The organism is Simplicispira hankyongi, from assembly GCF_003570885.1.
Lineage (GTDB): Bacteria > Pseudomonadota > Gammaproteobacteria > Burkholderiales > Burkholderiaceae_C > Simplicispira > Simplicispira hankyongi.
The window spans coordinates 34,224-54,411 of sequence record NZ_QXJC01000004.1 but is presented as its reverse complement, the minus strand read 5'-3'; the positions used below and the strand labels follow the sequence as shown (position 1 = coordinate 54,411).

21 protein-coding genes are annotated in these 20,188 nt (G+C 66.4%); 9 read left to right on the top strand and 12 right to left on the bottom strand.

What is annotated here, in order from left to right; all coding sequences use genetic code 11:
- Positions 1 to 7 precede the first annotated feature (7 nt).
- On the bottom strand, positions 8 to 361 hold the full coding sequence (locus tag D3F03_RS11505; protein ID WP_147414721.1) for a hypothetical protein: 354 nt from the start codon (positions 359 to 361) through the stop codon (positions 8 to 10).
- A gap of 86 nt (positions 362 to 447) precedes the next feature.
- The gene (locus D3F03_RS11500; RefSeq protein ID WP_119109569.1) at positions 448 to 894 is read right to left on the bottom strand and encodes a PACE efflux transporter; all 447 of its coding nucleotides are present in this window, start codon (positions 892 to 894) and stop codon (positions 448 to 450) included.
- Positions 895 to 1,038: 144 nt separating this feature from the next.
- Here D3F03_RS11500 and D3F03_RS11495 point away from each other — a divergent pair, with 144 nt between their 5' ends.
- The 4 genes from D3F03_RS11495 to D3F03_RS11480 all read left to right on the top strand — a co-directional run bounded on the left by D3F03_RS11495 (position 1,039) and on the right by D3F03_RS11480 (position 6,905).
- On the top strand, positions 1,039 to 2,346 hold the full coding sequence (locus D3F03_RS11495; RefSeq protein WP_119109568.1) for a Glu/Leu/Phe/Val family dehydrogenase: 1,308 nt from the start codon (positions 1,039 to 1,041) through the stop codon (positions 2,344 to 2,346).
- Positions 2,347 to 2,676: 330 nt separating this feature from the next.
- A complete protein-coding gene (locus D3F03_RS11490) occupies positions 2,677 to 4,365 on the top strand; it encodes a class I adenylate-forming enzyme family protein (RefSeq protein ID WP_119109567.1) in 1,689 nt (562 codons plus the stop codon).
- On the top strand, positions 4,365 to 5,750 hold the full coding sequence (locus D3F03_RS11485) for an MFS transporter (RefSeq protein ID WP_119109566.1): 1,386 nt from the start codon (positions 4,365 to 4,367) through the stop codon (positions 5,748 to 5,750). Before D3F03_RS11490 ends, D3F03_RS11485 begins: the two co-directional genes overlap by 1 nt.
- A 261-nt stretch (positions 5,751 to 6,011) precedes the next feature.
- Positions 6,012 to 6,905 (top strand): pirin family protein, encoded by an 894-nt coding sequence (locus tag D3F03_RS11480; RefSeq protein ID WP_119109565.1) that lies wholly within the window; start codon positions 6,012 to 6,014, stop codon positions 6,903 to 6,905.
- A 12-nt stretch (positions 6,906 to 6,917) separates the two neighbouring features.
- On the opposite strand, the gene D3F03_RS11475 is transcribed toward D3F03_RS11480, so the two are convergent.
- The 3 genes from D3F03_RS11475 to D3F03_RS11465 form a co-directional block, all read right to left on the bottom strand.
- Positions 6,918 to 7,991 (bottom strand): homocysteine S-methyltransferase family protein, encoded by a 1,074-nt coding sequence (locus tag D3F03_RS11475; protein WP_245960598.1) that lies wholly within the window; start codon positions 7,989 to 7,991, stop codon positions 6,918 to 6,920.
- An 89-nt stretch (positions 7,992 to 8,080) separates the two neighbouring features.
- Entirely contained in the window at positions 8,081 to 8,806 is a 726-nt protein-coding gene (locus D3F03_RS11470; RefSeq protein ID WP_245960597.1) for a DUF6969 family protein, read from the bottom strand.
- 5 nt (positions 8,807 to 8,811) lie between these two features.
- A complete protein-coding gene (locus tag D3F03_RS11465) occupies positions 8,812 to 9,063 on the bottom strand; it encodes a hypothetical protein (RefSeq protein ID WP_119109564.1) in 252 nt (83 codons plus the stop codon).
- 217 nt (positions 9,064 to 9,280) lie between these two features.
- On the opposite strand from D3F03_RS11465, the gene D3F03_RS11460 reads away from it, so the two are divergent.
- From D3F03_RS11460 to D3F03_RS11440, 5 genes are all read left to right on the top strand, one after another.
- Positions 9,281 to 9,712 carry a c-type cytochrome gene (locus D3F03_RS11460; protein WP_119109563.1) on the top strand — a complete coding sequence of 144 codons (432 nt, stop codon included), beginning with the start codon at positions 9,281 to 9,283 and terminating at the stop codon, positions 9,710 to 9,712.
- A 24-nt stretch (positions 9,713 to 9,736) separates the two neighbouring features.
- Positions 9,737 to 10,120, top strand: coding sequence for a thioredoxin family protein (locus D3F03_RS11455; protein ID WP_119109562.1), 384 nt, complete (start codon positions 9,737 to 9,739; stop codon positions 10,118 to 10,120).
- Positions 10,120 to 10,848 carry a cytochrome c biogenesis CcdA family protein gene (locus D3F03_RS11450; RefSeq protein ID WP_119109561.1) on the top strand — a complete coding sequence of 243 codons (729 nt, stop codon included), beginning with the start codon at positions 10,120 to 10,122 and terminating at the stop codon, positions 10,846 to 10,848. The genes D3F03_RS11455 and D3F03_RS11450 overlap by 1 nt, the downstream gene beginning before the upstream one ends.
- 147 nt (positions 10,849 to 10,995) lie before the next feature.
- Positions 10,996 to 11,205 carry a YgaP family membrane protein gene (locus D3F03_RS11445; protein ID WP_119109667.1) on the top strand — a complete coding sequence of 70 codons (210 nt, stop codon included), beginning with the start codon at positions 10,996 to 10,998 and terminating at the stop codon, positions 11,203 to 11,205.
- Positions 11,206 to 11,208: 3 nt separating this feature from the next.
- Positions 11,209 to 11,739, top strand: coding sequence for an RNA polymerase sigma factor (locus D3F03_RS11440; RefSeq protein WP_119109560.1), 531 nt, complete (start codon positions 11,209 to 11,211; stop codon positions 11,737 to 11,739).
- 19 nt (positions 11,740 to 11,758) lie between these two features.
- On the opposite strand, the gene hutG is transcribed toward D3F03_RS11440, so the two are convergent.
- From hutG to hutC, 7 genes are all read right to left on the bottom strand, one after another.
- Positions 11,759 to 12,580 (bottom strand): N-formylglutamate deformylase, encoded by an 822-nt coding sequence (gene hutG, locus D3F03_RS11435; protein WP_119109559.1) that lies wholly within the window; start codon positions 12,578 to 12,580, stop codon positions 11,759 to 11,761.
- A 15-nt stretch (positions 12,581 to 12,595) separates the two neighbouring features.
- Positions 12,596 to 14,011, bottom strand: a complete 1,416-nt coding sequence (locus tag D3F03_RS11430) for a formimidoylglutamate deiminase (protein ID WP_119109558.1) — start codon at positions 14,009 to 14,011, stop codon at positions 12,596 to 12,598.
- Complete coding sequence (gene hutI / locus D3F03_RS11425) at positions 14,001 to 15,287, bottom strand: imidazolonepropionase (protein ID WP_119109557.1); 1,287 nt, start codon at positions 15,285 to 15,287, stop codon at positions 14,001 to 14,003. The genes D3F03_RS11430 and hutI overlap by 11 nt, the downstream gene beginning before the upstream one ends.
- Before the next feature lie 64 nt (positions 15,288 to 15,351).
- Positions 15,352 to 16,053 (bottom strand): HutD/Ves family protein, encoded by a 702-nt coding sequence (locus D3F03_RS11420; RefSeq protein ID WP_119109556.1) that lies wholly within the window; start codon positions 16,051 to 16,053, stop codon positions 15,352 to 15,354.
- Entirely contained in the window at positions 16,040 to 17,782 is a 1,743-nt protein-coding gene (gene hutU / locus D3F03_RS11415; RefSeq protein WP_119109555.1) for a urocanate hydratase, read from the bottom strand. Before hutU ends, D3F03_RS11420 begins: the two co-directional genes overlap by 14 nt.
- A 24-nt stretch (positions 17,783 to 17,806) precedes the next feature.
- Positions 17,807 to 19,342: a histidine ammonia-lyase gene (hutH, locus tag D3F03_RS11410; protein WP_425453120.1), complete on the bottom strand. Its 1,536-nt coding sequence runs from the start codon at positions 19,340 to 19,342 to the stop codon at positions 17,807 to 17,809.
- A 50-nt stretch (positions 19,343 to 19,392) separates the two neighbouring features.
- Positions 19,393 to 20,184 carry a histidine utilization transcriptional repressor HutC gene (gene hutC / locus D3F03_RS11405; protein ID WP_119109553.1) on the bottom strand — a complete coding sequence of 264 codons (792 nt, stop codon included), beginning with the start codon at positions 20,182 to 20,184 and terminating at the stop codon, positions 19,393 to 19,395.
- Positions 20,185 to 20,188: the final 4 nt, after the last annotated feature.

Below are 20,188 nucleotides of genomic sequence, written 5' to 3'. Positions count from 1 at the left end.
CGCCCGCTCAGCGATCGTGGGCGCTATCTCCATCCAGCGGAACGATGCGTTCGTTGGTGGAAACCACCTGCCCCTTCGCATCAAAATCAACGTCAAAAAGGGTGTCGACGGTGCCAAGCACGCGGTACGTAAAGGTGGGACCGGGCTGGTTGCGGTATTTGATGAACTGTGTCGGATGGCCCAATGCGTCGCGGACCTCTGCCATGCTCATACCGGGGGTGACCAAAGCCTCTTGGCTCTGGCTGACCCAAAAACCACTCGCTGCTTGCGCCAGGGCAGCGCAGAGTGCAAAGCCTGCCGCCACCATCAGGCGCGAAGTGGGGGCGATGTAGGGACGTGCCATGATGTCCTGCTTTCTCAAAGGGCCAAGCTTCAGCGTGCATGCAGATTCGCCTGCATTGAACGCAGCACATTTGGCTGGGTAAGTGCGTCTTGCCAAGCGCCTGCTCAAGCGGCCGAGGCCGGCAGGCCAAACACCCGGTCGAAACACCAGTTGAAGACAAAGGTGTAGCAGAGGAAAAACACCACCAGCCCCAGGTCCATCACCAGCGCCTGCCACAGGCTGACGCCAAACCACCAGGCAAACAGCGGCACCAAAAACAGCACCAATCCGCCCTCGAAACCGATGGCATGCGCCACGCGCCGCGCCAAGCTGCGGCCACGCACGCTCTGGCGCGCTTCCCAGCGTTCGAACAGGGTGTTGAATACCAGGTTCCACAGCACGGCAACGGCTGAGGATGCGGCCGAGATGACGGCGGAATGCGCGGCGCCCTGGCCTGTTGCTGCGGCCAGACCCCATGTGGCGACGGCGATGGCGATGATCTCGTAGACGGTGACATACACCACTCGGCGGCGCAGGCCGTGGAGGCCGGGAATCAAGGCAGTGAAAGACATACGGCGATTCTTGCAGGCTTTCGCCTGTCCGACCGGACGCCAGACTATGCGCGGCGTGCATAAACTTGTAACTGCGCTGCCTTGGACATCGGCATTTCACAGGCCTATGCTTCGCGCTTCGACTGATCCCACAAGGAAATCTTCATGCAACAAGCGTCTGGCTCAGGCACATTGCCCAGCCATCCCCTGCCCTCGTATCTGCAGGCCGACCACCTCGGCCCCTGGGGCAATTACCTCAAACAGGTTGACCGCGTCACGCCCTACCTGGGCTCGCTGTCGCGCTGGGTAGAAACCTTGAAGCGCCCCAAGCGCATCCTGATCGTCGATGTTCCCATCGAACTGGACAACGGCACTATTGCCCACTTCGAGGGCTACCGCGTGCAGCACAACCTCTCGCGCGGGCCCGGCAAGGGCGGCGTGCGTTTTCACCAGGAGGTGACGCTGTCGGAAGTGATGGCGCTGTCGGCCTGGATGTCGGTCAAGACGGCCGCCGTCAACGTGCCGTACGGCGGTGCCAAGGGCGGTATCCGCGTGAATCCCAAGACCCTCTCGCGCGGCGAACTCGAACGCCTGACGCGCCGCTACACCAGCGAGATCGGCCTGATCATCGGCCCGACCAAGGACATCCCCGCGCCCGATGTGAACACCAACGAACAGATCATGGCCTGGATGATGGACACCTACTCCATGAACACGGGCGAAGCCGCTACGGGCGTGGTCACCGGCAAGCCCGTGGACCTGGGCGGCTCGCTGGGCCGGCGCGAAGCCACGGGCCGCGGGGTGTTCACCGTGGGCCTGGAAGCGGCGCACCACACGGGCCTGAAAATCGACGGCGCCCGCGTGGCCGTGCAGGGCTTTGGCAATGTGGGCGGCACCGCGGCCAAGTTGTTCTGCGACGTGGGCGCCCGCCTCGTCGCGGTGCAAGACCACACAGGCACCATCGCCCATGAGGGCGGCATGGATGCTGTCGCACTGCTCGCGCATGTGGCCAGCACGGGCGGCGTGGCCGGATTCCCCGGCGCCGAAAAACTGGCGGACGAAGACTTCTGGGGCGTGCCCTGCGAAATCCTGATCCCCGCCGCGCTCGAGAGCCAGATCACCGCAGAGAACGCCCCCAAGATCCACGCCAAGCTGATCATCGAAGGCGCCAACGGCCCCACCACCCCCGAGGCCGACGACATCCTGCACGACAACGGCGTGCTGGTGCTGCCCGACGTGATCGCCAACGCTGGCGGCGTGACGGTGAGCTATTTCGAGTGGGTGCAGGATTTCTCCAGTTTTTTCTGGACGGAAGACGAAATCAATGCCCGCCTGGTGCGCATCATGAAAGAGGCGTTTGCCGGCATCTGGCAGACGGCGCAAGAGCACAAGGTCAGCCTGCGCACTGCCACCTTCATCGTCGCCTGCACGCGCATGCTCCATGCCCGCGAGATGCGCGGCCTGTACCCATGACATTACCTGCAATCGAAGTGTGACAGGCGCTTGAGTTCTAGGATCTGAGGAGCCTGTTGGTAGCGGCCGGCCCCATCCGTGTCCGCTGTTACCCGAACCACCGCCAGTGCGTCGCGATCCGACCCTGGCGGTTTTTTGACTTTCCCGAACGGCGGTTCCGATGTGGTGTGATGGCGACACACAAACCTGCACACCTGCCGTTCAGGCACCTAGAACGACCGCACAGCCCCGGCGGAAACACCGTGATACGCCAGCGTACAACTGGTAGCGTCTGGCTACAGTGCGCCATGGAAGACTGCCCCGACTACATGGCACTTCCAGGAGACCTCGGTGGCCCTTCCCTCTCTGCGCAGCCTGATGACGCGCTTCGTGCTCCGACGTCTGCGTACGGCCCGTGCGGTTGCAAGGCTCGCTTATCGGCTGTACCCGACAAGGCCTGCGCTTATCGACCGGCGTGGCACTCTGAGCTACGCCCAGTTGCAGGATCGCGTGCTGCGTTTGCAGGCGTGGATGCAGGCGCAAGGCGTTCGCAAGGGGGATATTGTGTTCACCTGGCTCCCGGAAACCGGCGAACAGTACGAAATCCGCCTGGCGACTTTTGAAAACGGCACCATCTTCGCCAGCTTTCACAAGCACCTGCCCGCCGACGCGGCGCTTTCGACCATCGAGCGTGTGCAGCCCACCGTTTTCATCCACGATCCGCTGCTGAGTGCCCCCATCCTGCAGGCTGTGCGCGAACGCCTGCCGCACCTGCACCTGCTGGCATTGGGGGACGACTACGAACAGGCCCTGGCGCGGCACACACCCAGAGCAGGCACGGCCGATGTGCACGAAGCCGATGTGTTTGCTCTGCACATGACCTCGGGCACCACTGGCCTGCCCAAGGCCATTGGCTACAGCCACCGAAAATACCTCGACAGCGTCCGCCTGATCTCACAGGCCGTCGACTTCAAGCCACCCGCCAACGGGCCCGATGTGCACATGCTGGGCCTGCCGCTGACCGGCCCAGGCTCTGGCCTGGTGCTGCCCACGCTGCTGGCGGGGGCCGCGCTGGTCATGCCAGAAGACTTCCGCGCCACCACCCTGGCCCGGCTGATCGCGCAGCACCGCGTGTCGCGCGCCTTTCTGTCGCCTTCGGCCATCATCGACCTGCTGGACGAACCCACGCTGGATCAGTACGACCTCTCGTCCCTCACGCACGTGCCCTATGGCTCCGAAATGATGCCGGCACCCAAGATCGCCGAAGCCATACGCCGCTTCGGGCCCATCTTCCAGCAGGGCTACGGCTGCCTGGAAGCGCTTCCCCCGGTTACCTGGCTGCTGCCCCACGAGCATGTGGATGCGCGGGGGATGCCACTGGGCACTGACATTCTCTCCAGCGTCGGCCATGTGATACCTGGGGTGCAGGTGCTCATCCGCGATGAGCAGTTTGCGCCCTTGCCAGTCGGCCAGATCGGCCTGATCACGGTACAGACGCCGGTGCAGTTCGAAGGCTACTGGTTTGACCCGGAAAAGACGCGGGAAACCCTGCGCGACGGGTGGGTGGTGATGGGCGATCTAGGCTACTTTGACGCGGCAGGCTACTTGCATGTGCTGGGCCGCAGCGCCGATCGCGTGCACCGCAACGGGCAGATGCTCAACCCACGTGAGGTCGAGGAAGTGGCGCACTGCCACCCCGCCGTCAAGGAGGCGTGCCTGGTGCAACACGGGGCCGACGCCGTGCTGGTGCTGAGTCTGCGGCACCACTGGCGCAATGGCCGCAGCCAGCAGAGCATGGCGCACGACGTTGCGGAGTTCCTGGTGCGGAATCTGCCAGCGGAGATGCAGCCCGACGATGTTCGTGTGGTCCACGAGATACCGCGCAGCTTCCTTAACAAGATGCTGCGGCGCGAGGTGCGACTGATGCTGGCCGCAGAGCCCCGCAGCACTGACCCCGTGCACGGCCCTCACACGGCAGCGCCGACGCGCAGCGCGCAGGAAACCAGGCCGCATGCACACCCTGCGTCCGAGGCTGCCTGATGCCTGCCACACCGCCAACCCGGCTCTCGACCGACACCAAACTGAGTTACGCCATAGGCAACATCGGCCTGCAGATGCTGGTCGCCTCGATGAGCTTTCTGCTCATGCTCTTCTACACCGACGTGGCGCTGGTGCCCCCAGCCGTTGCGGGTGCCGCGCTGCTGGTGGGCAAGGTGTGGGACACCGTCAACGACCCGCTGTTTGGCTGGTTGACTGATCGCACCCGGTCCCGCCACGGGCGCCACCGGGTTTACCTGATCTATGGCGCCCTCCCGCTGGGCCTGGCTGCCGCTGCCGTATGGATGGTGCCGCCCGGCCTCAGTCCGTGGGCGGCTTTCCTGTGGATCGCCATCACCTACACGGTGTTCGACACCGTCATGACCCTGGTGCAACTGCCCTACCAGGCCATGGCCGCCAACCTGACGCACGACTACGACGAGCGCACGAGCCTCACTGCCTTTGCCTCGATGGGCGCGCTGCTTGGGTTTTTTGCGGGCAGTGTGCTCATGCCGGTGCTGGTGCGCACCGCGCCCGACGCAAGCACAGGCTACGCCCTGGCGGGCGCCTGCTTCGGGTTGGCAGCCGGCGTGGCCGTGGCGGTGGTGGCCTGGCGGGTACGCGAGCCCGACGCCACCGCGCAGCCCGAAAGCGCCGATACCCGTGCGGCCTGGGACTCGGTGCGCGCGACCCTGCGCGAGACCTTGCGCAACCGGCCTTTCCTGATGCTGGTGGGCGCGGTGGGCCTGGTGCGCCTGGGGCTAACGCTGGTGCAGGCGTCCCTGGCGTATTTCGTGATCTACCAATTGCAGGGCAACAAGGGCGATCTGCCCCGGTTCATGGCCATCCTGTTGGGCGTGGTGGGCCTTTCGCTGTTTGCGTGGAAACGGGTGGTGGACCGCTGGGAGAAGAACTGGGCCTACATCCTGGGCCTGTTGCTGTGCATCGCAGGTCTGGCGGCGCTCTATGGCGTGGGGCCTGGCCAGCAGTCCACGGTGACCGTGCTTCTGGTCGTGATAGGCATCGGCATGGGAGCGCACTGGATTGTGCCGTTTGCCATGGTGCCCGACACCATCGACCACGGCCACATGCAGGTAGGCGAGCGCAAGACGGGCATGTACTACGGCCTCTATGGCCTGGTGGACAAACTCGCACGCACCGTGGCCACCGTGCTGGTGGCAGGCATGCTGGACATGACCGGCTATGTGCCCAACGTCGCGCAATCGACTCAGGCGCTGCAGGGTATCGCCCTGATGACCAGCATTCTCCCGGCGCTGTGCCTTGGCTTGGCCGTCCCCTTATTGCTGGCCTACCCCATCACGCGCACGCGCCATGCCGACATCCGGCGCAGTGTGGGTGCGCGCGAGGCGGGCGCGGCAGGCCGCTGAGCGGCAGCGGCCCGCTGGCCCTCAGTACGGCCAGCTGCTGCAGCGGGTCCTGGCGGGCCTGCAGCAAATCGCGGCCTGTACCCATGGTGCATTCGCAGCAGAAATGTGAGGTTTTTTGCCATTCAGGGCAATACCAACGTGCGTATACAGCTATGTTCTTCATAGTGACACATGCCTTCTCATGGCTGCAGGGGGCATAGGCCCCAAGCGTGCAACGCAGTGTTCGCGGCATAGGCACGGGTTCTGCGCTACAAAGTGTCCATGCCAAGCACTGCCCCCACCCTCATCACCCCCCGCGCCGCCGACCTGGGCCATGGCCTGACGGTACGGCGCCTGTTGCCCGCAGCTGCCCGCCGTAGCGTCGGCCCGTTTGTCTTCTTCGACCACGCTGGCCCCGTCACGCTGGCCGCCGAGGACACGCGCGCTGCCGACGTGCGGCCGCATCCGCACATTGGCCTGGCGACGGTGAGCTATTTGCTCAGCGGTGAAATCGTCCACCGCGACAGCCTGGGCACGCACACGCGCATCCAGCCCGGCGCCGTGAACTGGATGACGGCCGGGCGCGGCATCACCCATTCCGAGCGCTTTGAGCACCCGGCGTCGTTTGCCGGTGGCGGGCTGGAGCTGCTGCAGTCCTGGGTGGCGCTCCCCGAAGAACTGGAAGAATGCGAACCCGCGTTCGCCCACACGCCTGCCGATGCGCTGCCTGTGCGGGACGATGGCGGCGTATGGCTGCGCGTGATTGCCGGCACGGTCTACGGTTTGGGCAGCCCGGTGCAAACGCTATCGCCCTTGTTCTATGTGCACGCCGAGCTGCAGGCCGGGGCGACGCTGGCCTTGCCAGACGGCTACAGCGAGCGTGCTGCCTATGTGGCACGCGGAGAAATCGCGTACGAAGGCACGCGCTACACCGCCGGCCAGATGCTGGTGTTCGCGCAGGGCGCCACCGGCGCCCTCACCGCGCCCGCGTCCGCTACGGTCATGCTGCTGGGCGGCGAGCCACTGGGGCCGCGCCATCTGTTCTGGAACTTCGTCTCCTCGCGCAAAGAACGCATCGAGCAGGCCAAGGCCGACTGGGCGGCCGGGCGCTTTGCCCTGCCGCCCGATGACCACGATGAATGGATACCGCTGCCTCCGACACCGGCGCACGGCTAGGGTCGCTGCAACTCAGGCCGGCTGCGGCTCGCGGTAGAAGGGCCGCAGGCGCGGTGCGTCCTGGGCCACACCGGCGGCAATTGCCGCGATATGGTCCGGCGTCGTGCCGCAGCAGCCGCCCACAATGTTCACCAGGCCCTCGGCGGCGAACTCGTGCACCAGGCGGCTGGTCACGTCGGGTGTCTCGTCGAAGCCAGTGTCGCTCATGGGGTTGGGCAGGCCCGCATTGGGGTAGCAGCTGATGAACGTATCCGGCGCGGCCTTGGCCAGCTCTTGGATGTAGGGGCGCATCAGCGCGGCGCCCAGCGCGCAGTTCAGGCCCACGGCCAGCGGGCGGGCGTGGCGCACGCTGTGCCAGAAGGCCGTCACGGTCTGGCCCGAAAGGATGCGGCCCGAGGCGTCGGTCACCGTGCCGCTGATGATGATGGGCAGGCGTTCACCGGTTTTCTCGAACACCTCGTCGATGGCGAACAGCGCCGCCTTGGCGTTGAGCGTGTCGAAAATCGTTTCCACCAGAATCACGTCGGCCCCGCCTTCGATCAGCGCTTCGGTCTGTTCGAAGTAGGCCGCGCGCAGCTGCTCGAAGGTGATGTTGCGGGCGCCGGGGTCGTTCACATCGGGGCTGATGCTGGCGGTCTTGGGCGTGGGGCCAAGGGCTCCGGCGACAAAGCGCGGATGATCGGGCGTGCTGAATTTGTCGCAGGCGGCACGCGCCAGCCTGGCCGAGGCGAGGTTCATTTCGCGCGCCAGGTCGGCCATGCCGTAGTCCTCCTGCGCAATCGTCGTCGCGCCGAAGGTGTTGGTCTCGATCAAATCGGCGCCAGCGGCCAGATAGCGCTCGTGGATGTCGCGAATCACGTCCGGTCGCGTGAGGCTGAGCAGTTCGTTGTTGCCCTTCACGTCGCGCGGAAAATCCTTGAAGCGCTCGCCCACGCTGCCCGGCCCGCTATAGCCCTCGCCCCGGTACTGCGCCTCGCCCAGCTTGAAGCGCTGGATCATGGTGCCCATGGCGCCGTCGAGGATGGCGATGCGCTTTTCAAGAAGAGCGGGGAGCTGCTGGGCGCGGGTGTAGGGGGCGGTTTGCATGGGTGCGATTGTAGAAAACCGCACGTCGCGCGCGAGCGCAGGGGTTTTGCGAAGAAACAGAATGGAAGAAGGGGAATGCTTGGCCGGGATCAATCCCGCACCGGGCTTGGGTGCCGGGTCTGGGAAGCTGCCGACAAGGCCAGCAGCCTTGCATCCAGATCAATGCGCACCTCCGAGAGCAGTTCCAGCGCTTCGTCTTGCAGTTTGCCGGGAGCGGGATGCGAGCGCAAGGCGTTGTCTCGCCGCTGCATCAACGCCTGCAACTGCGGCGCGCAGAGCCGAACGACCGACTCGATGACCGCATCGACCTCGGAATACCCGGAGTCGAGCGCCATCGAGGAGAGCAGTTCCAGTGTCAGGTTTGCTCCCAGCATCAAATCGCCCGTGACCCAACTGTTCACCGTGAACAGCGAAATGGGCAAACCCTTGGCGTTGAACCCGATGGCGAGCAGGTGCCGTGTCTGCGGCTTGGCGGCTGGGTTGCCACACAACTCGGCAAACGCCCGTTCCGACCCTGACTGCAGTCGCCGGCCCCAGAGGGGCTTTCGGGCGAACAGGTGGATGTGCCCATGCTCTGCCGCGCCCGGCCGGTCTTCAGGGCTGTGCGAGTGGTAGAACCATTGGTAGCCGCTGGCCCGGTCGACAGCATCGTCTTGCGGGTAGTGGGCCCACTGCCTTGGTGCCTGGCCCGCCAGCAACCGGCCCAGCAGGTGCTCGCCGCGCGCCGCCACGCCCGCGTAGGCCTCCAGCAAGCGCAGCCCTGCTGCCGGCAAAAAGGCGCCCGACTTGGTTGGGCGCGGCGAGGCTTTCTGCATCAAGTTCAGCTCTTGGGCGCGCACTTGGGGCCGCACTTCGGAGCGCATTTAGGAGCGCACTTGCTGGCGCCGCACTTGGCAGCCTTCTTCACGGGGTACTTTTTTACGTGGCATTTCGCTGCCCCTTTGGCACCACATTTCGCCATGGCGCTGGGTGCGCATTTGGCTTGACCGGAGGTGTCCTGGGCTGCTGCGGGCAGTGCCAGTGTTGCAGCGGTCAATACGGCCAGCGAGGCCAGCGTCAGTTGGGTTTTCATACGGTTCTCCTGAATAGATGCGTGGTTGAGGACGTTCCTCCCCGGTTAAGAGAAGGCATCGTGGCCTTTGGGTTCGCGGAAAGAGAAAAAAGCCGGGCCTGCTGCAGGCAAAGCGATGTACCCAGCAACAAACCGTGCAAAAAATGTGGCTGGCCGCGAATCGTTTGGGCCGCCCACGGCCTCTTAATACGTGTTCACGGTCAACAGGAGGCGTCCCATGAAATCCAACCCGTTCGCTTGGCGCACGCTCATTGCCACAGGGCTCGCTTTGGCGGCCACCCTGGGGTTTGCCGGCCCCGATCCGGCGGCATCTACCATTCGCCCACCCGGCTACCAGCCTTTAAAGGGCCACGCCAAGGCTGGGATGGCGCTGTTCAACGACACGAAACTCTCCACGAACGGGATGTCCTGCGCGTCCTGCCATACCAACCATGCGGCCTTTGGAGCAAGTTTTGCCCAACCGTACCCCCACACGGTAGCCATGGCCCGTGACCAGCTTGGCCGCAAAAGTGTGTACCTGGACGAGATGGTGCAAGCCTGCATGGTCATGCCCATGGCCGCCAGGCCGCTGCCCTGGAATTCCCAGGCGCTGGCCGATCTAACGGCCTACACCGCCGGGTTGCAAACAACCTTCAAACCGGCGCATTAACTACCCACCCTCCAGGAGAACTCCATGAAACGATCCCAACCTCTTGTGGCCGCACTTGCTTTCTGCGCGGCAATGGCATCGGCCGCCGAACCCATGCCCTTCACCCAGCAAGCATTCGACCAGTTGGCCCACGATGGCAAGCCGGTGGTGGTCGATGTCTCGGCGACCTGGTGCCCGACCTGCAAGGCCCAGAAGCCCATCGTTGAGCGACTCTCCAAGCAAGCTGCTTACCAGGATGTGGCGATCCTGGCGGTGGACTTTGACGCTGACAAGGCGGTGCTCAAGCAATTCAAGGTCGCCATGCAAAGCACCTTGATCGCGTTCAAGGGCGGCCATGAAACAGGGCGCTCGGTTGGCGACACCACGCCTGCCGGCCTCGAAGCCCTCTTCAAGAAGGCGGCCCAGTAATGGCATTCGGGCTCGGCTCTTATGGCTTTGGCCTGCTGGCCGGGCTGCTGTCCACGCTGTCGCCTTGTGTGCTGCCGATCTTGCCGATTGTGTTGGCCTCCGCCACAGCGGCGCATCCCCGTGCGCCGCTCGCCCTCGCAGGCGGTCTGGCCCTCTCGTATGCCGCCATCGGCACACTGATCGCGTGGGCGGGCTCGGCCATCGGCCTTGACACTTCCGCCTTTCGATCTGTCGGCGCCGCCCTCTTGGGGCTGCTCGGGCTCGTATTGATGTCCACCAGCCTGCAGCGGCGCTTTGCTTCGGCCACTTCCGGGATGGGCAATGGTGGCAACCACTTCATCTCCCGGCTCAACCTCAATGGCCTCAGCGGGCAGTTCATCATCGGCCTGGCATTGGGGGTGGTCTGGAGCCCTTGCGTAGGCCCGACACTCGGCGCCGCCATCGTGCTGGCCAGCCAGGGATCGCAGCTGCCGCAGGTCGCCTTGCTCATGGGCCTCTTTGGTCTCGGCGCGGCCATGCCGGTCATCGGCCTGGCCTCTCTCTCGCGTGCCGCCATGATGAAAGTGCGCGGCAAGCTGATGCAGGCAGGTAAAACCGGAAAAATCGTTCTGGGGGCCTTCATGGTGGCCATCGCCTTGCTGATCCTTACCGGAGCCGATAGGCCGCTGGAAGCCTGGCTGGTCGATCTGTCGCCGGCTTGGCTCACGGCATTGACCACGCGTTTTTGATGCGGCCTCCTGCCAGCCGAGACTGCGGCGGACACGCGGAGAGATTTTCTTCGGTCGCTTTCGAACCGTTTTGCCTGTTCAGCGCCTCTTATGAACAGGTTCTTGGGAACGGTGCCCTCGAACCTGAAACCGCCAAAGGAGATTGCAATGTTCTACGTGAAAAATGTCCCCCATTGGGAGCGCGGCCTGCGTTTGATCGTGGGGGTGATGGCCCTCGCTTTCGCCGCCATGAACTGGGGCGCGTCCGGCTGGGCCGTAGGCGCTGGCACCATCGGTGCCATGCTTGCCATGACCGGCCTGGTGGGGTTTTGCCCGATGTGCGCCATGGTTGGCCGCAAGCTCGACAAGAGGCCCTGAACCATGGCAGACGGTGTGGTGGAGCGGAACAACCTCATCCTGGCAGCCCAAACGGGCGATCCGGTTGCGATTTCGCGCCTGCTGGTGGTCTGTCAGGCGGACGCCCGCCGCTACGCCCGCCGGCATTGTCAAGTGAGCGACGTGGACGATGCCGTTCAGGAGTCGCTGCTGATCATCTTCCACAAGGTCAAGGGCCTCAAGGTTGCGGCCGCGTTTTCTTCGTGGCTGTTCACCGTCATCAAGCACGAATGCCGCAAGCTTGAACGCATGATGTTCAAGCACGATCCGCTGGAAGACGGTGTAGCGGAACAGCAGTTGGCGAGCCGCAGCGACGACGCTTTGCGAATCGACCTGGCGAACGCCCTTGAATCCTTGCCCGCCCATTACCTCGAAGTGGTCTTGTTGCGGGACTTTGAAGAGTTGTCGATCGCGGAAATCGCCGAGCGCCTTGGTGAGCAATCGGGTGCGGTCAAGAGCCGGCTGCACCGCGCCCGAGAACTCGTCCGGGAATACCTGCTCCATTCGGACAACTGAGCCGCCCGGGCACCAGACCTCACCTGGCGGCGCGTCCCGTAAAACCCAGCACCGCCTCCAGCATGCGCCGCACATGCGGCTGCACCTGCGCGGCGCGCTCGGGCAGGTAGGCAAACGGCAGCGCCTCCTGCATATAGCTGCACTGCGTCATCTCCAACTGCACGGCATGGATGCCCCGCGTCGGATCGCCGCAATGGCGCGTGATGTGGCCGCCCTTGAATCGGCCATTGAGCACGGCGGTATAGCCGGGCGCGCTCTGCGCGATGCGCAGCAGTTCCTGCGCCAGCGCCGGGGCGCAACTGGCGCCGTCGGCGGTGCCGAGGTTGAAGTCGGGCAGCTTGCCTTGAAAGAAGCGCGGCAGCACCGAGCGGATCGAGTGCGCGTCCCACAGCATGGCCACGCCGTGCGCCGCGCGGATGCGGTCGAGTTCGGCGCGCAGCTGCGCGTGGTAGGGCGCCCATATCGCTTCGCGGCGTGCGGCGATTTCGGCGGCATCGGGCAGGTCGCCGCGCACATAGAGCGGGGTTTCATCGAAGGTATCCACCGGACACAGGCCGGTGACGTTCTGGCCGGGGTAGAGGCTGGCGCCGTCCGGCGGGCGGTTCAGGTCGATGACGTAGCGCGAATGCGTGGCCGCCAGGAGGGAGGCGCCCATGTCCTTGGCAAAGGCGTACAGGCGCTCCAGGTGCCAGTCGGTGTCGGGCACCGCGCGCGCCTCGGGAGCCAAGCGGTCCGCGAGCGGTGGCGGCAGGTACACGCCGCCGTGAGGGATGGAAATGAGCAGCGGCGCGCTGCCTTGGTGAAAGCTGAAGGGCGGTGGGGCGCCGGGGGTGTCGGTCATGGCGGGCTCCGGTAATCAGGCGGCGGCTAACAGGGCCTGGCGCGTGGCAACGAAGGCGCGCGCGGCCGCGTCGTGCAGGGGGTGCCGGCCGGCCACCACGCGGGGCACGCCAGCCACCCACAGGCTGTGCAGTGCGCTGCCGCGCTGGCTGGCGAACACATGGGCGGCGAGCATGCGCTCGGCGTCGAGCCCGGCCAGGGCGACGTGCTGCGCGTCCAGCGCCAGCATATCGGCCTGCTGGCCAACCGCAAGGCCGGCCACCGGGCGCCCGGCCGCCTGTGCGCCGCCCCGCACCGCCTGCAGGGTCATGGCGGTGGCCACCTGGGCGTGGGCGCTGCTGGCCAGCACGTTGCGCTGGCGCAGGTGCAGGCGCTGGCCGTATTCAAGCAGCATCAGTTCTTCGGCGGCGTTGACGCAGGCGTGGCTGTCCGAGCCCAGACCCCAGGCGCCGCCTTGCCGCAGCCACCGCGGCATATCGAAAAGGCCGTCGCCCAAATTGGCCTCGGTGCTGGGGCACAGGCCCGCCACGGCGCCGGTGCGCGCGGCGGCGGCGTATTCGGCAGGCGCCATGTGCGTGGCGTGCACCAGGCACCAGCGCGCGTCTACGGGCATGTGGTCCAGCAGCCACTGCACCGGGCGCTGGCCGCTCCAGGCGATGCAGTCCTCGACCTCTTGCGTCTGCTCGGCGATGTGGAGGTGGATGGGCGCGTGCGCATCCAGCGCGGTGATGCCGGCGACCGCCTCGCGCAAGCTCTCCGGCGGCACGGCGCGCAAGGAATGTGGAGCCAAGCCCAAAACAGCCCCTTGCGCATGTGTGGCGGTCGCAAGCTGCTCCAATAAAGAGAGCATATTGCCGGTGCTGCGCAGGAACCGAGCCTGGTCGGCGCGCGGGGCCTGGCCGCCAAAGCCGCTGCTCTGGTAGAGCACGGGCAGCAGTGTCATGCCGATGCCCGCCGTGCGCGCGGCGCGCAGCAGCGCCAGGGAGAGCGCGGTGTCGTCGGCATAGGGCTTTCCGCCCTGGCCGTGGTGCAGGTAGTGGAACTCGCACACCGAGGTGTAGCCGGCCTCCAGCATTTCCACGTACAGCCAGGTGGCAATCGCCTCCAGGCTCTCGGGCGTGATGTGGGCGGCAAAGCGGTACATGAGCCGGCGCCAGCTCCAGAAGCTGTCCTGGCCACCCTCGGGATAGGGGGCGCGGTATTCGGTCAAGCCGGCAAAGGCGCGCTGGAAGGCGTGCGAATGCAGGTTGGGCATGCCGGGCAGCAGCGGGCCGGGCGCCACGGGCACGCCGGCGGGCGGGGCGGCGCCCACGCTGACCTGGGTGATGCGCCCGCTGGCGTCCCACTGCAGCAGCACCTGGCGCGCCCAGCCGCTGGGCAGCAGGGCATCGTTTGCAAAGAGGTGGCCGCCAGCGGCGGGTTTAGACGCCATGGCGCGCTCCTTGTGGGGCAACGCTCGTCGCGCCCTGCACCACCTGCCCCTGGCGCACGATGGTGCGCGCGGGTTGGTGACCGAACCAGTAAGCCAGTTCGGCTGCTTCGGCAAAGGGCCAGAGCACGAAGTTGGCCGGGCGGCCGGCGGCCAGCAGGCCATGCGTGTCCTGTAGGCCCAGCGCGCGCGCTGCGTGCGTGGTGATGCCCATCAGCGCCTCGGGCACCGTCAGGCGGAACAGCGTGCAGGCCATGTTGGCCATGAGCAGCAGGCTCAGGCAAGGCGAGGTGCCGGGGTTGTGGTCGGTGGACACGGCCATGGGCACGCCTGCGGCGCGCAGTTGCGCAATGGGCGGCAAGTGCGTATCGCGCAGCGTGTAGTAAGCGCCGGGCAGCAGCACGGCGACGGTGCCAGCGGCTTTCATGGCGGCGATGCCTTCGGCAGATAGATGCTCGATATGGTCGCACGACAGCGCGCCGTAGCGCGCCGCCAGCGTGGCACCGCCCATGTCCGAGAGCTGCTCGGCGTGCAGCTTGACGGGCAGGCCCAGCGCCTGGGCGGCGCGAAACACCTGCTCGGTCTCGGCCAGCGTGAAGGCGATGCGTTCGCAGAACACATCGACCGCGTCGACCAGCCCTTCGGCGGCCAGCGCGGGCAGCATCTCATGGCACACCCGATCGATGTAGTCCTGGCTGCCACCAGGCTGGCCGGCGTATTCGGGCGGCAGCGCGTGCGCGCCGAGGAAGGTGGTGCGCACCGTCACGCCATACACTTCGCCCAGCCGCCGGGCGACGCGCAGCTGCTTGCGTTCGTGCGCCAGCGCCAGGCCGTAGCCGGACTTGATCTCGATGGCGCACACGCCCTCGGCCAGCAGCGCCTGCAGGCGCTGCTCGGCCAGGGCAAAGAGTTCGTCTTCCGACGCCTCGCGCGTCGCGCGCACGGACGAGGCGATGCCGCCTCCGGCCATGGCCACTTCCTCGTACGTGGCGCCGGCCAGGCGCATGGCGAACTCATGGGCCCGCTGGCCGCCGTAGACGAGATGGGTGTGGCAGTCCACCAGGCCGGGCATGGCCAGGGCGCCGCCGCCGTCCCACTGCGGCAGCGCGGCGTAGGCGGCGGGGACGGCGCCCGTGGGGCCCGCCCAGCGCAGCAGGCCGCCTTGCACCACCAGCGCGGCCAGTTCCCCGGCGGGCAGCGCCCTATCGCAGGCGGTGAGTTCGGGTATCGGGCGCAGGTTGCGCCAGACACCGTCGGCGGAGGTGGCATTGGGTTCCATACGGAGCTTTTGATATTGTTTTGATAGCTACTCGCGCTTACTGCATAAGCGCTAAAGGCTATTTTTATATATATTTCTGCCTCGCTGCGGCTGCGCCCGCGTTTCCGGCAATGGGGTCAGCGCACGGGTTTTGCTGCGCGAAAGCGTGGTTCGACCCCATGGCCTGCATTGCTGGGCGCGCATCGGGCTCCAATCGCACGTGCAGGAGTACGTGGTCCGGCCCGCTGGCATGCGGCGCGGCGTGCCAGCCGCAATCCCCATCGGCCCACCACAGGCCGGTATGCGGCGCCAGCTCCAGCGACTCGCCCGGCGCAGCGGGCGCCACGGTCCAGCGGCCCTGGACCGCCAGCAACAGGCCGGCTGGCCGTGCCGGCAACACCGCCGGACCGCGCAGCACCTGCACCGCACCCTGCCAGCGGCCCCGGCGCGTCATCAGGTTGAAGTCGGTGGACGTGCCGCCCAGCAAGTCGCACTCCATGCCGCCATCGCCTGCAAAGGCAAAGGGTTGCAGCGGCTGGTCCAAACGGTGGTCGATGCCGGTGCCCGGCTGGCGCAGGTGCACGCCATCGCCCGTGAGCAGCGTGATGATCCGGTCCACCCCGGCAAAGCGCGAGAACGGTCCGCTCTGTGCAATCGTGGCCACGCTCACCCGCCAATCGAACTGCTCCATGTCGGCGCCGGCCGGCCAGCAGGCGAGTTCGCGGGTGGCGCCGCCGCCGTTTTTCCACGGCGTGGGGGCGATGGTGGTCAGGTCAAAGCGCTGCATGGCCGGGTTCCTTCACCATGGGGAGCTTCAGCCCCTGCCGCTTCGCCGTCTCCACCGCCAGTTCGTAGCCGGCGTCCGCATGGCGCATCACGCCGCTGCCGCAGTCGTTGACCAGCACGCGCGCCAGGCGCTCGGCTGCCGCATCGGTGCCGTCGGCGACGATGACCATGCCCGCGTGCTGCGAGTAGCCCATGCCCACGCCGCCGCCGTGGTGCAGGCTGACCCAGGTGGCGCCGCCGGCGGTGTTGAGCAGCGCGTTGAGCAGCGGCCAGTCGCTCACGGCGTCGGTGCCGTCGCGCATTCCCTCGGTCTCGCGGTTGGGGCTGGCGACCGAGCCGGTATCGAGGTGGTCACGGCCGATCACGATGGGGGCCTTGAGCTCACCGCTTTTCACCATCTCGTTGAAGGCCAGGCCCGCCTTGTCGCGCTCGCCCAGACCCAGCCAGCAGATGCGCGCCGGCAGGCCCTGGAAGGCGATGCGCTCACGCGCCATGTCGAGCCAGCGGTGCAGCGGCTTGTTGTGCGGGAACAGCGCCTTGAGCTTGGCGTCGGTCTTGTCGATGTCCTCCGGGTCGCCCGAGAGCGCCACCCAGCGAAACGGCCCCTTGCCTTCGCAGAACAGCGGACGGATGTAGGCGGGCACGAAGCCGGGGAAATCGAAGGCGTTTTTCACGCCCGCATCGAACGCCACCTGGCGGATGTTGTTGCCGTAGTCCACGGTGGGAATGCCCATGGCCTGGAAGTCCAGCATGGCCTGCACGTGCACGGCGCAGGATTGGGAGGCCGCTTTGGTCAGCGCGGCGTGCTGTGCGGGGTCTTTTTGCGCGGCGCGCCACTCTGCCACGCTCCAGCCGCTGGGCAGGTAGCCGTTGATGAGGTCGTGCGCAGAGGTCTGGTCGGTCACCAGGTCGGGGCGCATGCCGCCCGCCTGGGCGCGGCGCACCAGTTCGGGAACGGTGTCGGCCGCATTGCCCAGCAAGGCAATGGAGACAGCCTCCTTGGCCGCCGTGTGCTGTGCGATGAGTGCCAGCGCATGGTCGATGTCGCGCGCCTGCTTGTCCACATAGCGGGTGCGCAGGCGAAAGTCGATGCTGCTTTGCTGGCATTCGATGGTCAGCGAGCAGGCACCGGCCAGCGTGGCGGCCAGCGGCTGCGCGCCGCCCATGCCGCCCAGGCCGGCGGTGAGAATCCACTTGCCTGCCAGGTTGTTGTCGTAATGCTGTCGGCCCGCCTCGACAAAGGTCTCGAAGGTGCCCTGCACGATGCCCTGGCTGCCGATGTAGATCCAGCTGCCGGCCGTCATCTGGCCGTACATGAACAGGCCCTTGCGGTCGAGTTCATTGAAATGCTCCCAGTTCGCCCACTTGGGCACCAGGTTGGAGTTGGCGATCAGCACGCGCGGCGCGTTCTCGTGCGTCTTGAAAACGCCCACCGGCTTGCCCGACTGGACCAGCAGGGTTTCGTCGCTGTTGAGGTCTTTGAGCGAGGCGAGGATTTGGTCGAAGCACTCCCAGTTGCGCGCGGCGCGGCCAATGCCGCCGTAGACCACGAGATCCTGCGGGCGCTCTGCCACCTCGGGGTCCAGGTTGTTCTGGATCATGCGGTAGGCGGCCTCGATGAGCCAGTTTTTGCAATGCAACTGGGTGCCGCGCGGCGCGCGGATCACGCGGCTGGCGTCAAAGCGGGGGGCGTTGGACGTTGCGGAGAGGATGGCGTCGTTGGCGTTCATGGGGGGCTCCTTGGGGTATTGGGTTCAGGCGTGGCTGGGCAGGCAGTGCAGCAACGGTGCAGGCCAGGTGGACTGCTGCGCCCATTCGCGCATGGACTCGATGTCGGGTGCGAGGAAACGGTCCTGCTCCAGGTAGGCCACACGCTCGCGGATCGCGGCGAACTGGGCTTCGATGAGGGGTGAACTCTTGAGCGAGCGATCAAATTCCATGCCTTGTGCGGCCGCCATGGCCTCGATGCCGACTACCACGGCCGTATTGCGCACCATGTCGGCGAGGCGCCGCGCGCCATAGGTGGCCATGGACACATGGTCTTCCTGGTTGGCCGAGGTGGGCAGGCTGGTCACGCTGCTGGGGTTGGCCAGGCATTGGTTTTCGGCCGCCAGGGCAGCGGCGGTGACCTGGGCAATCATGAAACCGGAGTTGACGCCGCTCTCCAGGATGAGGAAGGCCGGCAGGCCCGAGAGGCCTGGGTCCAGCAGCAAGGACAGGCGCCGCTCCGAGATGGCGCCGATTTCGGCCACGGCCAGCGCAATGATGTCGGCCACAAAGGCGACCGGCTCGGCGTGGAAGTTGCCGCCAGAGATCACATCGCCATTGCTGAACACCAGCGGGTTGTCGGACGCCGCATTCGCTTCAATGGTCAGCACGCGTGCGGCATGCTGCAGGTTGTCCAGGCAGGCGCCCATCACCTGCGGCACGCAGCGGATCGAATACGGGTCCTGCACACGGCCGCAGTGCGGGTGCGAGGGGTCGATGGCGCTGCCGTCCAGCAATGCACGCACCACTGCAGCGACCGCTATTTGACCCACTTGGCCGCGCGCTTCGTGGATGCGGGCGTCAAAGGGCTTCACCGAGCCCTTGATGGCTTCGAGCGACAGGCAACCGGCCACCAGGGCCGCGGCGAACACGTCCTCCGCGCCAAACAGCCCGGCGAGCGCCAGCGCGGTGGACGCCTGCGTGCCATTGAGCAGCGCCAGCCCTTCCTTGGGGCCGAGCACGAAGGGCTCCAAGCCCACGGCCGCCATGGCGTCCTTGCCGGAAACGATCTTGTCATTGAGCTTGGCCTGGCCTTCGCCAATCAGCACGCAGGCCAGGTGCGCCAGGGGCGCCAGGTCGCCCGAGGCGCCCACCGAGCCCTTGGCGGGGATGACGGGCAACACATTGGCGTTGGCCAGCGCCAGCAGGGCCTCGGCGATTTCAGGGCGTATGCCCGAATGCCCGCGCGCCAGACTGATGGCCTTGGTCGCCAGGATGAGGCGCACCACAGCATCGGGCAGGGCATCGCCCGTGCCCACGCTGTGCGAGAGCACCAGGTTGCGCTGCAGCTCGGCCAGGCGCTCGTGGGCGATCTTCGTGCTGGCGAGCTTGCCGAAACCGGTGTTGATGCCGTAGACCACCAGGTCTTCGTCGACGATGCGCTGCACTGTGGTGTGCGCCGCCTGCATGCCCGCGCGCGCCACTGGGTCCAGGCGCAGAGGCAGCGGCGCGGCATGGATACGGCGCAGCTCGGCTAGCGTGACTTTGCCGGGGTGCAAGGTGAGGGTGTTGGTAGCGGGCATGGCAATCATCCTGTCTATACAAGTAACCGTCAAAAAAATAGGGGTGTGGCCTATGCGGCCACGGGGTTGCCGTCGGTGCGAAAGCGGCTGCCCAGGCGGTAGCGTGAGGCCGGGTGCAGGCAGTGCACCACAGTGACGGGAACGCCGCGCGACCAGGTGCGCCGCGTGAGCAGCAGGCAAGGCTCGGTGGCGGGCATTTCGAGCAAAGCGGCCTGTTCAGGGGTGGGCAGCACGGCGTCGACCATGTGCTCCATCTGGTCGAAGGGCACGTTGCGTACCAGGTATTCAGAGGGGGGCGTCGCTTCAAAGTCCTGGGCGATGAAGCCCGGCGCCAGCCGAGGGTTGACATGCCGGTCTTCAAGCTGCACCGGGACGCCGTTTTCGCGGTGCAGGCACAGGGTGTGAAACACGGGCGTGCCCTTGCGCACGTCCAGCGCCGTCGCCACCCCCCGCGTGGCGCCGGTGCGCTCTACGGTCAGCACATCGCAGCGGTAGGCGTGCCCACGCTGGCGGATTTCGCTGGCCAGATTGGCAATCTGCAGCAGGGTGGATTGGGGCTTGTCTTCGGCCACAAAGCTGCCCACGCCGGCGATGCGAACGATGCGGCCTTCGGCCACCAGATCGCGCAGGGCGCGGTTGACCGTCATGCGCGAAATACCGAACTGTGCCACCAGTTCATGCTCGGAAGGCAGCCGGTCGCCGGCCCGCCAAACACCTTGCTGCACTTTGCGCACGATGAAATCCTTGACCTGCTCGTACAGCGCCAGCGTGGGCGCGGCAGCAGGCGCGCTGGTCTGGCTGCGGACGGTGGTGGAGGCGCGGGACGAGCGGGCGAGGGTCATGGCG